Origin of the sequence: Campylobacter sp. 7477a (assembly GCF_014892335.1) — a bacterium.
Classification (GTDB): Bacteria; Campylobacterota; Campylobacteria; order Campylobacterales; family Campylobacteraceae; genus Campylobacter_A; species Campylobacter_A californiensis.
On the sequence record NZ_JADBJH010000001.1, the window covers coordinates 105,338 to 118,833 of the forward strand.

General features: G+C 35.7%; 13 protein-coding genes. 3 read left to right on the plus strand and 10 right to left on the minus strand.

Features of this window, described 5'->3' with window-relative positions:
- Positions 1-2: 2 nt before the first annotated feature.
- From rfbC to rfbB, 3 genes are read left to right on the plus strand one after another with little or no spacing between them, the layout of a single operon-like run.
- Positions 3-587 (plus strand): dTDP-4-dehydrorhamnose 3,5-epimerase, encoded by a 585-nt coding sequence (rfbC, locus tag CCAL5182_RS00520; RefSeq protein ID WP_169937431.1) that lies wholly within the window; start codon positions 3-5, stop codon positions 585-587.
- Positions 580-1,446, plus strand: a complete 867-nt coding sequence (rfbD, locus tag CCAL5182_RS00525; protein WP_336609984.1) for a dTDP-4-dehydrorhamnose reductase — start codon at positions 580-582, stop codon at positions 1,444-1,446. The genes rfbC and rfbD overlap by 8 nt, the downstream gene beginning before the upstream one ends.
- Positions 1,446-2,480, plus strand: coding sequence for a dTDP-glucose 4,6-dehydratase (rfbB, locus tag CCAL5182_RS00530; RefSeq protein WP_336609985.1), 1,035 nt, complete (start codon positions 1,446-1,448; stop codon positions 2,478-2,480). The genes rfbD and rfbB overlap by 1 nt, the downstream gene beginning before the upstream one ends.
- A 46-nt stretch (positions 2,481-2,526) precedes the next feature.
- Here rfbB and mog read toward each other — a convergent pair whose 3' ends face one another.
- The 10 genes from mog to CCAL5182_RS00580 are packed head-to-tail and all read right to left on the minus strand — an operon-like array spanning position 2,527 to position 13,436.
- Positions 2,527-3,066, minus strand: coding sequence for a molybdopterin adenylyltransferase (gene mog, locus CCAL5182_RS00535; protein ID WP_170000152.1), 540 nt, complete (start codon positions 3,064-3,066; stop codon positions 2,527-2,529).
- 9 nt (positions 3,067-3,075) lie between these two features.
- Positions 3,076-4,731, minus strand: a complete 1,656-nt coding sequence (locus CCAL5182_RS00540; RefSeq protein ID WP_336609986.1) for an ATP-dependent metallopeptidase FtsH/Yme1/Tma family protein — start codon at positions 4,729-4,731, stop codon at positions 3,076-3,078.
- A complete protein-coding gene (mtaB, locus tag CCAL5182_RS00545; RefSeq protein WP_322619322.1) occupies positions 4,718-5,962 on the minus strand; it encodes a tRNA (N(6)-L-threonylcarbamoyladenosine(37)-C(2))-methylthiotransferase MtaB in 1,245 nt (414 codons plus the stop codon). Before mtaB ends, CCAL5182_RS00540 begins: the two co-directional genes overlap by 14 nt.
- Positions 5,959-7,548: a mechanosensitive ion channel domain-containing protein gene (locus CCAL5182_RS00550; protein ID WP_336609987.1), complete on the minus strand. Its 1,590-nt coding sequence runs from the start codon at positions 7,546-7,548 to the stop codon at positions 5,959-5,961. Before CCAL5182_RS00550 ends, mtaB begins: the two co-directional genes overlap by 4 nt.
- Positions 7,545-8,585 carry a 3-dehydroquinate synthase gene (gene aroB, locus CCAL5182_RS00555; RefSeq protein ID WP_336609988.1) on the minus strand — a complete coding sequence of 347 codons (1,041 nt, stop codon included), beginning with the start codon at positions 8,583-8,585 and terminating at the stop codon, positions 7,545-7,547. Before aroB ends, CCAL5182_RS00550 begins: the two co-directional genes overlap by 4 nt.
- Positions 8,586-8,640: 55 nt before the next feature.
- Positions 8,641-10,065 carry a COG3400 family protein gene (locus tag CCAL5182_RS00560; RefSeq protein ID WP_336609989.1) on the minus strand — a complete coding sequence of 475 codons (1,425 nt, stop codon included), beginning with the start codon at positions 10,063-10,065 and terminating at the stop codon, positions 8,641-8,643.
- Between the two features lie 39 nt (positions 10,066-10,104).
- Complete coding sequence (locus tag CCAL5182_RS00565) at positions 10,105-10,665, minus strand: ABC-type transport auxiliary lipoprotein family protein (protein WP_170000157.1); 561 nt, start codon at positions 10,663-10,665, stop codon at positions 10,105-10,107.
- Position 10,666: 1 nt separating this feature from the next.
- A complete protein-coding gene (locus CCAL5182_RS00570) occupies positions 10,667-11,593 on the minus strand; it encodes an MlaD family protein (RefSeq protein WP_170016998.1) in 927 nt (308 codons plus the stop codon).
- Complete coding sequence (locus CCAL5182_RS00575; RefSeq protein WP_336609990.1) at positions 11,593-12,333, minus strand: ABC transporter ATP-binding protein; 741 nt, start codon at positions 12,331-12,333, stop codon at positions 11,593-11,595. The genes CCAL5182_RS00570 and CCAL5182_RS00575 overlap by 1 nt, the downstream gene beginning before the upstream one ends.
- Positions 12,330-13,436 carry an MlaE family ABC transporter permease gene (locus CCAL5182_RS00580; RefSeq protein ID WP_442862134.1) on the minus strand — a complete coding sequence of 369 codons (1,107 nt, stop codon included), beginning with the start codon at positions 13,434-13,436 and terminating at the stop codon, positions 12,330-12,332. Before CCAL5182_RS00580 ends, CCAL5182_RS00575 begins: the two co-directional genes overlap by 4 nt.
- Positions 13,437-13,496 lie beyond the last annotated feature (60 nt).

A 13,496-nucleotide genomic window follows, 5' to 3' on the forward strand; every position in this document is an offset into this window, starting at 1 on the left:
ATATGAACTTTATAAGAACGCGTATCCAAGACGTTGTTATTATCGAGCCAAAGGTGCATGGAGATAGTCGTGGCTACTTTGTAGAGACCTTTAGGCAAGATAAGCTAGAGGAATTCTTAGGTTACAAGATAAAATTTTGTCAAGACAATGAATCAAAGTCAAGTAAGGGAGTTTTAAGAGGACTTCACTATCAGCTTGCTCCTTTTGCACAGACAAAACTTGTTCGTGTTATACAAGGAAGAGTTTTAGATGTCGCGGTTGATATCAGAAAAGGCTCACCAACTTTTGGACAACACGTAGCTGTAGAATTAAGCGCTGAAAATAAAAGACAACTACTTATACCAAGAGGCTTTGCTCATGGCTTTGTAGTTCTTGAAGAAGATACGATATTCGCATATAAGGTAGATAGCTACTATAGTCCGGAATGTGATAGAGGTATAGCATTTGATGATAAAAATTTAAATATTGACTGGATATTGAACCATGATGAGTTAAATTTATCACAAAAAGACAAGGTTCAGCCAAAGTTATTTGATATAAAAGACAGTAAAGAGATATTTGAGTTTGGAGTAAACTACTATGCTTAATATCCTAGTAACCGGCTCAAACGGGCAGCTTGGCTCTGAGATAAGAGAGCTAGCGTCAAACTATGAGTATAAATTTTTCTTTACAGATAGAACTAATATAGACATCACAGATAAAAATGATATAATAAATTTTTGTCAGACAAACTCTATCAACGCTATCATTAACTGTGCGGCATATACAGCTGTGGACAGGGCTGAGAGCGACATAGAAAATGCTGATCTAGTAAATAGAAAAGCTGTAAAAAAGCTCTCTCTTGTCGCAAAAGAGCTTGGTATAAAGCTAGTTCATATCTCAACTGATTATGTATTTGACGGTAAAAATTACAAGCCATACATTGAGGAACATCAGACAAATCCACAGTCGATTTACGGCAAGTCAAAGCTTGATGGTGAGACTGAGATGAGAAATATAAATCCACTAAATTCTATCATTATTAGAACTTCATGGGTTTATAGCTACTATGGAAATAACTTTTTAAAAACGATGCTAAGACTTGGCAAAGAAAAAGAGAGTTTGGGTGTGATATATGACCAAGTAGGCGCTCCGACATACGCAAAGGATTTAGCAAAAGCTATACTTGACATTATCCCACAAATTAGTAACAACAAAGTGGAAATTTATAACTACTCAAACGAAGGTGTTTTATCTTGGTATGACTTTGCAAAAGAAATAATGAAGATGGCAAAACTACCTTGCAAGATAAACCCAATAGATACATTTGAATACCCAACACCGGCAAAGAGACCGCATTTTTCATTACTAAACAAAAGTAAGATAAAGTCGAAATTTAACGTAGTGATACCATATTGGAAAGATGGCTTGGATGACTGTTTAAAAAGACTAGGGGAGAGAAGATAATGTTTAATAACTCAAATAAAACTATTTTAGTAACAGGCTGTGCTGGATTTATAGGAAGCAATTTTGTGCCGTATTTTTTAGAAAAGTATCCAAACTATAATATTGTAAATTTGGATCTTTTAACCTATGCTGGAAATTTAGAAAATTTAAAAGAGTGTGAAAACAACCAAAGATATAAATTTATAAAAGGCGATATCTGTAACCGTGAGCTTGTGGAGTTTATATTTTCTGAGTATGATACAAGGGGAGTCATCCACTTCGCGGCCGAAAGCCATGTGGACAATAGCATCAAAAACCCCGGTGTATTTGTGCAAACAAATGTAAATGGCACCTACACTCTTGTAGACGTGGCTAAAAAGCATTGGATGGATAAGCCATTTGTCTATAAAAAAGAGTACGAAGACTGCAGGTTTCATCATATAAGCACAGATGAAGTATATGGCACGCTATCAGAAGATCCAAATGATCTTTTTACTGAAAAGACGCCTTATGCTCCAAATTCACCATACTCAGCATCAAAAGCTTCAAGTGATATGATAGTAATGGCTTATGTGGAAACTTTTGGACTAAACTGTGTTATCACAAACTGTTCAAACAACTATGGCCCAAAACAGCATGATGAAAAGCTAATCCCAACTATCATAAGAAACGCTCTAAAAGGCAATCCTATCCCAATATATGGTGATGGCAAAAACATAAGAGACTGGCTATATGTGCTTGACCACTGCAAGGGTATAGATTTGGTTTATCACAATGGCAAAAGGGGCGAGACATATAATATCGGTGGAAGAAACGAGCGAACAAATCTGCAAATCGTGGATAGAATATGCGAAATTTTAGATAAAGAAGTGCCAAAGCAAAACTTCTCATACAAAAGCCTAATAACTTTTGTAGAGGATAGAGCTGGACATGATAGACGCTATGCTATAGATGCGACTAAGATAGAAAATAAACTTGACTGGAAAGCTGATGAGAATTTTGAGACAGGTATTATAAAGACTGTTGAGTGGTATTTGAAGAAGTATGGTATATAAATCAAAATACCAAAAATTAGTGCCTAACAAATAGGCACTAAAATATTTAAGAAATTTTCTTTTGTTTTGGTCTAAATACCTTCATTACATTTTCATCTGTTTCGATAAAAGCCCCTTCGATAAGGTCTATGCAGTATGGCACAGCAGGAAATATCGGCTCAAGGCACTCTCTTATAGCTTTTGGCTGACCCGGTAAATTTATGATTAAAGATTTACCACGAATGCCGGCAGTCTGCCTTGATAAAATTGCCGTTGGGACATATTTCAAGCTTGCCGCTCTCATTAACTCCCCAAAGCCCGGCATCATCTTCTCACATACATCTTCAGTTGCCTCAGGAGTTACATCTCGCACTGCAGGACCGGTTCCGCCTGTTGTTAAGATAAGACTACATCCAAGCTCGTCTGACATATATTTAAGGCGCTTTTTGATAAGTTCGAGCTCATCTGGTATAACCTCGTAAAAATACTCGCATTCGCTTACTATCCATTCACCAAGCACTTCTTTTATAGCTGGTCCTGATTTGTCCTCATATGTTCCGTCACTCGCCCTATCGCTAAGTGTTAAAATTCCTATTTTTACTTTCATATAATCTTCTTATTTATAAATTTTATTTAAAATTTCAGCCACCATATCTTTATCTATCGTTTCATAGCTTAAAAGATATTCGGCTATAGCTTCAATTTGCGTATCAACACCCTTTAAAAAGCTTACCACTTCCTCTTTTGCTTGCAAAAGTATCTGCTCGACATCCATTTGATTTGGAATAAAGGAGCTCCCCATTCCGTATTCAAAGATCATTTTTTGAGCGATATCTTTTGCTAAATTTAGATCATTTTTAGAATTTGAGAACAGATCATTTTGATCAAGCTCAAGCTTGCATCTGCCTGATAAAAATACCTTGATACGAGCTAACATTTGGGATTTTGACTCTATCTCTCTTTCAACGCCTATAAAACGATCCTCTACTAAAGAAATTTTTTCAAATCCAACGTCAAACCAATACGCACTTAACACCTTTGCCGCCTGATAAACAGCTTGTATCTTTTTTTCGCTTTCGGAGTAGCTTAGGATTTTCTTTTTGCCAAGTAAAACCTTGCTTGAAACAGCTTCAAAGTCTGATATATCTATACTTGTTTTATTTTGCCTTAGCGCACTTATAGCAGCTTCATTTACCAAGGTAGAAAGAGCCGCTCCGCTAAATCCTACACTCATTTTGGCTATCTCATTTACGTCGACATTGCAGCTTTTTCCGTTAAGATATGCTTTAAGTATCGCCACCCTATCCTTAAAATCAGGCATAGAAAGAAAAATCCTCCTATCAAACCTTCCGGATCTTAAAAGCGCCTCATCTATCATCTCCATGCGGTTTGTTGCAGCTATGACTATAACGCCCGAGTTATCTTCAAAACCATCCATTTCGGTTAAAAGCTGGTTTAGCGTAGCTTCACGTTCATCGTTTCTACTGCCTCCCCTACTCTTGCCGACAGCATCTATCTCATCGATAAAGATAATAGACGGTGCATACATCTTAGCTTTTGAAAAAAGCTCTCTAACGCGTTTTGCACCCATTCCAACATAAATTTGAACAAAGCTAGCACCGTTTTGATAAAAAAACGGCACATTTGCCTCTCCTGCTACAGCTTTTGCAATTAAAGTTTTACCTACTCCAGGAGGTCCAACCATCAAAACGCCCTTTGGCATCTTTACACCAAAGCTTTTGTATTTTAGTGGATTTTTAAGAAAATCGACGATCTCACTAAGTTCTATTTTTACCTCACTAATGCCTGCCACATCGCTAAATTTCACATTTGATATAACAGGAACGCCAAAAGAATTTACAACACTTTCGACATCATAAACAGGCTTTTTTTCTTGTTCTAACTCTTTTTTTCTAAATCTAACAAACAAAAACATTACAAAGAAAAGCACAAAAGAAACTATAAAAATAGTAAAAATTTCACTCACTGATATGTATCTTTCCTTTTGTTCTATTGGCACCTTTTTTATGAGTTCTTTTACGTCTATGCCGTCTTTTATGATTTTATATCTATTGTTTTGTGCATAGATTATTACTTCGTTATCTTCTATAACTGCTTTGTCGATAAAGTCTCCGTCAAGAAGCGCGCTATAAGCATCATATCTTATCGTTTTTGGCTCTTTTAAAAGTGCAAATCCTATAAGCAAAAGTAGCAAAATCAAAACAATGACTACTATATTTTTTTTATTAAATTTAAAATTAAATTTTTGCATAATTTAATTCCTCTTCTATCTCATAATCCTTAAGCCAAAGCCACTCTTTTGATATATCGCGTTCTGATTTGATCTTAATTTTATTATAAAACTGATCAAATCCTTCGTAAAATTCATTGTTTTTTTGTTCAACCAAAACGCCAAGTTCTACTTTATGTTGCTTTCTAAATTCTAAATTTTTCTGCCTTGTTATCTCTTTTAGTGTATTTAACCTAGCTTTAGCTATATCGCCACTAACGTCTATCTTCATAGTTGCCGAATGTGTGTTAAAACGCGGTGAATAAACAAATGCATGTAGATGAGTAAGCGGAAATTTCTTGAAATTTTCAAGCCCTTCATCCCATATCTCTTCACTCTCGCCGGGATGTCCGACTATATAATCCGTCCCAAGCGCAAATCCAAGCTCGCTAAGCTCATAGAATAATTCCAAGTCACGCAAGGCTTCATTTCTTCTGCGCATGATACGAAGCATTCTTTCGCTTGTATGTTGAAGTGCAATATGAAGATGTTTTTCTAGCCACGGCTCGTTTAAAATTTCTCTAAAACTATCATCTATCTGGCTTGGCTCAATACTACCAAGCCTGATGCGCTTAATGCCTGAAATTTTACCCAAATTTGCAAGAAGAGCGCCAAGCGAACTGCCTGTATCTTTGCCATAACTGCCTATATTTGTCCCTGTCAAAACAAGCTCGTTATAGCCGTTTTGAGATAAAATTTTAGCCTCGTTTAAGATATTTTGCTCATCCATGCTACGTGCTTTACCGCGCACGCTAGGGATTATGCAATAACTACAAGAAAAGTTACAACCTTCTTGAATTTTTATAAAAGCTTTTGTGTGATTTTCGTAATTTGTAACGATATCTCTGTCTATGGACTTTAAATTTCCAAGCTCAAAAAATCTACCTTGCGAATTTAAAAGCGTGTTTATATTTGCTTTTTCACTAGCTCCTATCACGCCAAAAATTCCATTTTTATCAAACAGCTCTTTGCCTTTGCTAACAGCTCCGCAACCTGTTAAAACAACCTTGGCACCACGTCTTCTTACACTATTTATATAAGCTCTTACGCCACTATCTGCGCTATTTGTTACAGTGCATGAGTTTATGATAACAATATCTGCGCTATCTTCGTCGTTTGTTATCTCATAGTCTTTGATGTATCTTTTCATAAGCTCAGTGTCGTAGATATTTGTGCGACAACCGAATGTTTTAAAAAACACCTTTTGCATTATATCCAGCTACTTTCATTTTCAAGCTCGCTATGTGGGCTTGGGTCTTGTTTTTTGCTTAGATACATGGTTTGCGTAGGGTAAGCTATCTTTATATCATCCTCCTTGTTAAAAGCGTCTATGATCTCGGCACTTATCGTGCTTCTAAGAGCAAGTGCTGCGTATGAATTTGTCATATACCAACTTGAGATATTTACTCCGTAAGGCTCAAAAAAAGTAAAAACTTTTGGCTCTACATTTGGATTTTTTATGCTGTATTGACTGCGTAATTTTGTCATTTGGCGCTTTGCGATATCGGTATATCCTTTTGAGTATTTTCTAACTATACTTTTTGCTATATAGACAGCTTTTTTATGGTTACTATCAAAGCTAAGCACGATATCTATACCATCCCAAACAGTCTTCATGCCGTAGTGAGAGTAGTTTGCGATAAGATCGGTAAATATATAATTATTTGGTATAAAGACAATTCGTCCTGCACGACGATTTACTTTATATGTCGTATATGTTACATCCTCAAAAACAGTCATCCTAAGAAGAGAGATGTCGATAATATCACCAGTAAATTCAGAACCGTTATGTAACACTCTGATCCTATCTCCAACATGTATCGAGCCACCAAACATTATCACCATCCAGCCAAGCATGCTCATAAACATATCTTTCATAGCAATAGCAATACCAGCTGACGCAAAACCAAGCACAGTAACGATATAAGTTACGTTTTCTATATATGCAAACAAAAGTATAAGTATAATAAGCGTAACGTTTAAAAAGTTTAGAAATTTATTTACCGTATAAAAGCGCTCATTATCAGTTATCGTTCTTTTGGCTATAAATTTAGCCAAGAACGAAAGTATGATCGTTGCTATCAACCAAATCGTGATATTTAACATGCTAAAAAATTGTGCTTTTATATCATTTGTAGCTATACTTATCGCCTCGTCGGCTCTTTTGCCATATACACTAAATGTCGTTTGTGCGATCTGTTTTGCTGCGCTTAGTTCTGAAATTTCTTGTCTTGTTGAATAGAGTAAATTTCTATTCTCCTCGCTATTATCAAGATCAAGCATAGCAACTAAAAGCTTTTCTTTCTCATCAAGCCTAGATAAAACCATGTCAAGTTCAAGTATATGACGAGAGTATTCGTCTTTATTTGTTTTTACTTTTTTAATATAAGAAAACCCTGAGATAAGAGCGATCGGGTTTATGATACGTGGTGGATTTTCTACTTCAGGTGCGGCAAGCATGGCTGAAAATGGTGTCTTCTCATACTCTTTTAGTAAATTTACCTGCTCTTTTAAGGTCTCTATCCTCTTTGCAGTATCGCTAGTCTTACGAGAATTTTTATCCATTTTTTTTATGGCAGCTTCGCCCTCTTCCAACTCAGAAAGCAATTTTTGGTATGTGTTGTAGTTTGCGTATCTAGTTATCCACGCATTACCTTTTAGCAAGCTATCTATGCCGTCTATTTGTTTTTGCACTTCAGTGATCTTAAGTGAAATTTCAGAGTCTTGAACGGATATAGTGGAGTTATCTTCCGCACAAGCAAAAACAAAAATAGAAAATAAAACAACTAAAAATTTCATTTAAATTCTCTTAAAACTTTTAAAACATCACTTTTTGATATGTTATCTTTTATAACCGCATTTCCAATGCCGTCTGCAAGGATAAATTTTATCTTGCTATTTTCACTCTTTTTATCAAGGAAAAATGCGTCGTAAAATAGTTCTTCGTCATTTATCTTATAGCTTGTCGGCAAGTCAAATTTTAACAAGAGCCTCTTAACTCTTTCAACCTCTTCTTTACTCATTAAACCCAAGTGCAAAGCAAGAGCATTTGCCATGTTTACACCGATGGCAACAGCTTCTCCGTGAAGATAGGTTTTATAGTTTGTTTGGTTTTCTATTACATGGGCAAATGTATGGCCATAGTTTAAAACAGCCCTTACACTTTTTTCTTTCTCGTCGTCCATAACAACATTTGCTTTTATGCCAACTGCTTTATATATTAAATTTGCTAAATTTTTTTCATCGTTTAAGTCAGCATTTTCGAGCCACTCAAACATCTCTTTGTCAAATGTTACCGCCATCTTGATAGACTCAGCTACGCCTGCACTAAACTCGCGCTTGGCTAATGTTTGTAAAAATTTACTTTCACAGTAAACCGCTTCTGGCTGATAAAAAGAGCCGATCAAATTCTTTCCAAATTTATTATTTACTCCGGTTTTTCCGCCTACACTTGCATCAACCTGAGATAAAAGAGTGGTTGGGATGTTTATAAATTTTATCCCTCTTTGATAAATACTAGCCACAAAACCCACCATGTCGCTTATTACACCACCACCAAAAGCTATTAGCGTGCTACTTCTATCAAGACGGCTTGTAAACAATTGCTCTAAGATGCTCTCAACCATAGTTAAATTTTTATACTCTTCGCCGTCAGGAACAGTAACTATAAAATAATCATCGCACTTTAAAACATCAAGAAGTCTTTTAAGATGAAGTCCCGCGACTTTTGGATTAGTTACGATCGCAACTTTTCCTTTTAGCTCTATGCGCTCAAGCTCATTTATATAAACCTTATAGTCATGCTCTTTTTGTTTTAATCTTAAATCTATTTGCATATTTACTCCGTATTTATGGATATTTTAGCCAAATTCTTTCAAATTTAAGTAAATTTTACACACTTGTAGGCACAAAAAGCTGTGCATTGTTACTTAATTTTTTATAAAGTCTATTCATGTCTCTTGACATAAAGGCAAAAGGGCTTGAGGTAACGATATTTTCGTTAAACACCACAAAATGCAACAGATCTTTGCTTTTTTTTAAAACTATGATAGGATTTTTGTCTTTGCTACTCTCTATGGTTATACGTCTTGAAAATAGGTTGCTTATACTTTCAAAATGCTCTGTCAAAGCGTCTTTATCGCTATTTTGGCTATCAAAATGATAAAATTTCATATCAAGACTAAGCTGCGCGCAACAGTCCATTATGACGGCGGATTGATTTTCGATCTCTTGACTCTCTTCTCCAAGTATAACACCCTCTTTTACCTGTTTTAAGTCTAGCTTGCCCGTCTTTAAAACAGGTAGTTTTAGCGAGTAGAAAAATTTTTGAAATTTAAAGAAATACTCATCATCGCTAACGATCATACCGACATCTAATTTAAAAATTTCTTGTTTTATATAAGCTAGATCCTGTGAGAAATAATCCAACAAAACGTTTATTTTTTTATCTTTTATGCTTTTTAGCATATCTAAATTTTTGCCCAAAGTCGGATTTAAAACCTTAAGTATCAAGCGCTTATTATTTAGCTTAGAATTTAAGAACAAGCTATCTTCTATAAGCTTTGCAACTCGCTCTTTACTCATTTCATGCATGTCTATTATCGTATAGATATTGCTTCCAAAAGGGCTTGGAAACTGTCCCGGCTCACGTTTTATAGAACGATAAACATTTTGCAAAACGTTAGGATCGCCAACTATTAAAAGCGTATCGTTTGGCTGTATCATCACGCTAGGCTTTGGAAGTATTATCTCGCCCATACGATAAACAAGCGAAATTCTCCACCTTTTTTGCTGAATGGCATTTATATGCCTATACATATATGCACTGCCGATAGGCACTTTTACTTCCATTATCTCGCCCTCGCCAAGACCAATGTTGTCAGCCAAAACAGGAACATCAGGCATACAGTCCATCAAGCGAGAAGAGACGATCTCCCTTACATCTTCAAATTCCAAATGCTTATCCGAACTTATGCGCTCTTTTTCCTCTTTTGTAAGCTCCCATATATTCATAAAAACAAGCTCTGTCCTAGTACTTATTTTTCTTAAATTTTCATAAGCAGCAAATGCATCGGCTTTGTTTTGCATGACTATTAGAAACTGACTAAAATAGCCATCGGCAACACCTTTTAGCTTAGAAAAGCTTGTCGGATCAAAATAATAAAAACTAAAATTTTCAAGATTCATATCATATGATATGATCCCGTTTTTTTCGATAACGATCGTATAGTGATGAGATACGGACTTTGCTTTTAAAAGTCTTTTAATAAAATTTTCAGCAAGTATTCCGTCTGCTATTATTAAAATTTTTTTCATAAATACTCCCATTAAAGGCGGCATTATAGCAAAACGGACTTAATCTATCACAATTTCAGACAAAAGCGTATCGATCGCTATATTTACGGTTTTGTTTATAGTTTCAAATACTGTTTTTGAGCTAGGATCCGGACAAAAAAGTTCTTTGTTTATTATCCCTGACTTTATCGATCTTGAGGCGTTAAACAGTTCATAGGCCATCGTTACTTCAGCCTTATCGCCTCTTATTTGAAGTGAGATTAAATTTACCTTTAGCCTACTGTCATTTGTGCCTGGTGCAAAAACAGGAGATAGACCGCAGTTTGAGTAAACCCCTTTCACAAGCGCTTTGTATATCATCTCACTTGGCATAGCTACAAATTTTGCATCGTCTAAGTATCTTATCTTATTATTTTCGGCAACGATTAAAATTCTCCTACTATCTACTAGATCAAGCGCACTTACGCTATCTATGTAGATATTTTTAGAAGCATTTTTAACTGCCCTGCACTCCTTGTTTGAGTAGTAAATTTCATACATATCCGGTTGCGCAACCGTTGTTTTTATCGAACAACCGCTTAAGATTATCAAAGATACAAGGGCTAATGTAAATTTTCTCATTTCACTCTCCATTTTGTTTTTTATTTTCTACATCTTTAAAGAAAAATTCATAAGGGTTATCTTCCAAACGATAAAGCGCACCTCTAAATTCTCTTAATGTTTTTTGAAAATCACTTAGAAATTTAGTCGCCTCAAGCATGGTTGGGCTTAGCGCATTTTTAAGGTCATACTCGCCGTCTTGTAGCTTTTGTCTCAACAGCTGTTGCAAAGAGGAAAATTCTTTCGCATTTTTGTCAGCAGAAACCACAAAAGAATTTGAACTGTCAACAAGCCCGTTTAAATTTGACACAAGTTCTTTTATCTGTGCTTTTTCAAAATCGGATGTTATGTTTTTTAAATTTTCCACCATGACTTTTGCATTTGCCATGCTCTCTTTATCATTTAGCTCTTTAGTGAACGCATCGATGTTTTCAAGGATCGACTGTAAGTGGGCCATATTTTTATCAGAGAAGAAATTATCAAGCTTATCAAGGCTTTGACTTAGCTTTTCTGTGATATTTTGAGCGTTATTTCCAAGCTTTGAAAACAAACTAGCCTCAAGTTCTAAAACCAAACGTTCATCCTTTTTAAAGTCTTGTGTTCCACGACTTATGTTTATCGTTGCAACTCCACTTATAGGATGAAGCTCGATACTTGCCACACTGTCTTTTTTAATAGGTAGATCATCTCTAATCTTTAGTGTTATTTCGATTAAAGCACTGCTATCTTTTACAAAGTCGATCCTACTAACACTTCCTGCGGGAACTCCTATAAATTTAACCAAAGAGTCAGCCTTAACACCGCTTGGAAGCTCGTTTGTCCTTATATAGTAATTAACATAATCAAGCTTCGTGTCGTTATTTGTCATCCACCAGATAAATACGGCAAGTGCGCTAAGGCAGGTTATAAAAAACATACCGACTATGGTATAGGAATTTCTATTTTCCATTATTTTTTCCTTGATTTAAACAACTCTTCAAGAGGGTTTCGATCGGCTTTTTCAAGCTCACTTAGCGTTCCCTCAAAGGCGATTTTTTTATTTTCTATTATCAAAAAACGATCAAGTATATCAAAGATACTGTCTGCATCGTGAGTAACCATAACAACCGTAAGCCCAAGCGAATCCCTCAAATCCCTTACAAGAGAGTCCATTTGACGTGAACTAACGGGATCAAGTCCGCTATTTGGCTCATCTAAAAATAAAACTTTAGGGCTAAGCACAAGAGCTCGCGCAAGTGCAGCACGTTTTTTCATACCACCGCTAAGCTCACTTGGATATAATGAAGCCGCCTCTTTTTTAAGGCCTACCTTTTGTATCCAAAACATCGCGATCTCATCTATCTGTCGCTTGCTAAATTTAGAGTATTCAACCAGCATAACACCGACATTATCAAGTATCGTCATAGAGCTATAAAGCGCACCAAACTGAAACATCGTCCCGCTTTGAAGCTTTATCTTAGCTTGTGTTGCGATATCACTTTTCCACATATTTACGCCATCAAAGTAGATATCGCCCAAATTTGGCTCTTTTAAATATATCATCGTCTTCATAAGTGTTGTTTTGCCGCTACCGCTACCACCCAAAAAGCCGTAAATTTCAGCCTCCTTGATACTCCAGCTGACATTATCGTGCATTATACGTTCGCCGTAACTTGTCGTGATATTTTCACCCCTAATAATATCTCTCATATCTCTAACCACATAAAAATTATCGCAAAAAACGCATCAAGCGCTATAACCCAAAATATCGCATTTATAACACTTATCGTAGTCATCTCGCCAAGACTTTGAGCGCTTTGACTTACTCCAAACCCTCTCATGCAGCCAATCATCGCTATGACTGCACCAAAAAACGGTGCTTTTATCATACCGACTACAAAATGTCGAATTTCGATCATGTCTTTAAACCTAGCAAGATAGTCGCTAAAGCTTATATCTAGCAAATTTTCACAAACTAGCATCTGCCCAAATATACTAACCGCATCAGCGATAAAAATTATCACAGGCAGGCACAAAACCATAGCTATAATACGAGGAAGAACTAGAAAATTAAACGGTTTAAAGCCCATCGTTTTCATCGCATCTATCTCTTCGGTTAGCTTCATAACGCCTATTTGAGCAGTAAAGCTTGATGCCGATCTACCTGCAACTACGATAGCTGCAATAAGCGGAGCGACCTCACGAAGAGTCAAAATTCCCATTATCTCAACTATAAATATGCTTGCTCCAAAATTTGCAAGCATGGAACTTCCAAGATAAGCAAGTACTACGCCTATCAAAAATGCGGTCAAAGATACGATAAACACGGCATTTACACCGGCGTCTTTTATGTAGTTACTAAATTCCTTAAACCTAAGCTGAGTGGGATTAATTAAAATTTTAAGAGTTTTGATGATAAATTCACCCAAAAATGCAGAAAATTCCAATAAATTTACAATTCCGTCGCAAATTTTCTCACCTAAACGAGCGAAGAAATTTAGCTTGTTTTGAGCAGGGAAATAACTTGTGTCGATATTTTTATCATCGACTAAATTTAACATGGCTTTGATTTTTGGATTATTAACTTTTATATCGTATTTTTTATTTTTAATGCTATTTTTAAGTAGGATCAAAACGGAGTAGTCTATCCTTTCAAGCTCCGTCATATCTATCTCGATATCGCCGTTAAATTTTGATAATGTTAAAAAAATAGGTCGTAAAATTTTCGCATCTTTATAGCTCACATCTTCTTTAAAAATAAGCTTAGCCAAGCTCTGGTTTTTTGTAAAAACGATACTTTGTGAGTTTGACAAAAATTTTCCTTAAAATGCGATAATTAGGTTTTAAATTTTACTTTAAAACCTATAAAAGCA

Coding starts and splice junctions, on each gene's coding strand:
- rfbC (WP_169937431.1), top strand. CDS start 3: ATGAACTTTATAAGAACGCGTATCCAAGACGTTGTTATTATCGAGCCA.
- rfbD (WP_336609984.1), top strand. CDS start 580: ATGCTTAATATCCTAGTAACCGGCTCAAACGGGCAGCTTGGCTCTGAG.
- rfbB (WP_336609985.1), top strand. CDS start 1,446: ATGTTTAATAACTCAAATAAAACTATTTTAGTAACAGGCTGTGCTGGA.
- mog (WP_170000152.1), bottom strand. CDS start 3,066: ATGAAAGTAAAAATAGGAATTTTAACACTTAGCGATAGGGCGAGTGAC.
- CCAL5182_RS00540 (WP_336609986.1), bottom strand. CDS start 4,731: ATGCAAAAATTTAATTTTAAATTTAATAAAAAAAATATAGTAGTCATT.
- CCAL5182_RS00550 (WP_336609987.1), bottom strand. CDS start 7,548: ATGAAATTTTTAGTTGTTTTATTTTCTATTTTTGTTTTTGCTTGTGCG.
- aroB (WP_336609988.1), bottom strand. CDS start 8,585: ATGCAAATAGATTTAAGATTAAAACAAAAAGAGCATGACTATAAGGTT.
- CCAL5182_RS00560 (WP_336609989.1), bottom strand. CDS start 10,065: ATGAAAAAAATTTTAATAATAGCAGACGGAATACTTGCTGAAAATTTT.
- CCAL5182_RS00565 (WP_170000157.1), bottom strand. CDS start 10,665: ATGAGAAAATTTACATTAGCCCTTGTATCTTTGATAATCTTAAGCGGT.
- CCAL5182_RS00570 (WP_170016998.1), bottom strand. CDS start 11,593: ATGGAAAATAGAAATTCCTATACCATAGTCGGTATGTTTTTTATAACC.
- CCAL5182_RS00575 (WP_336609990.1), bottom strand. CDS start 12,333: ATGAGAGATATTATTAGGGGTGAAAATATCACGACAAGTTACGGCGAA.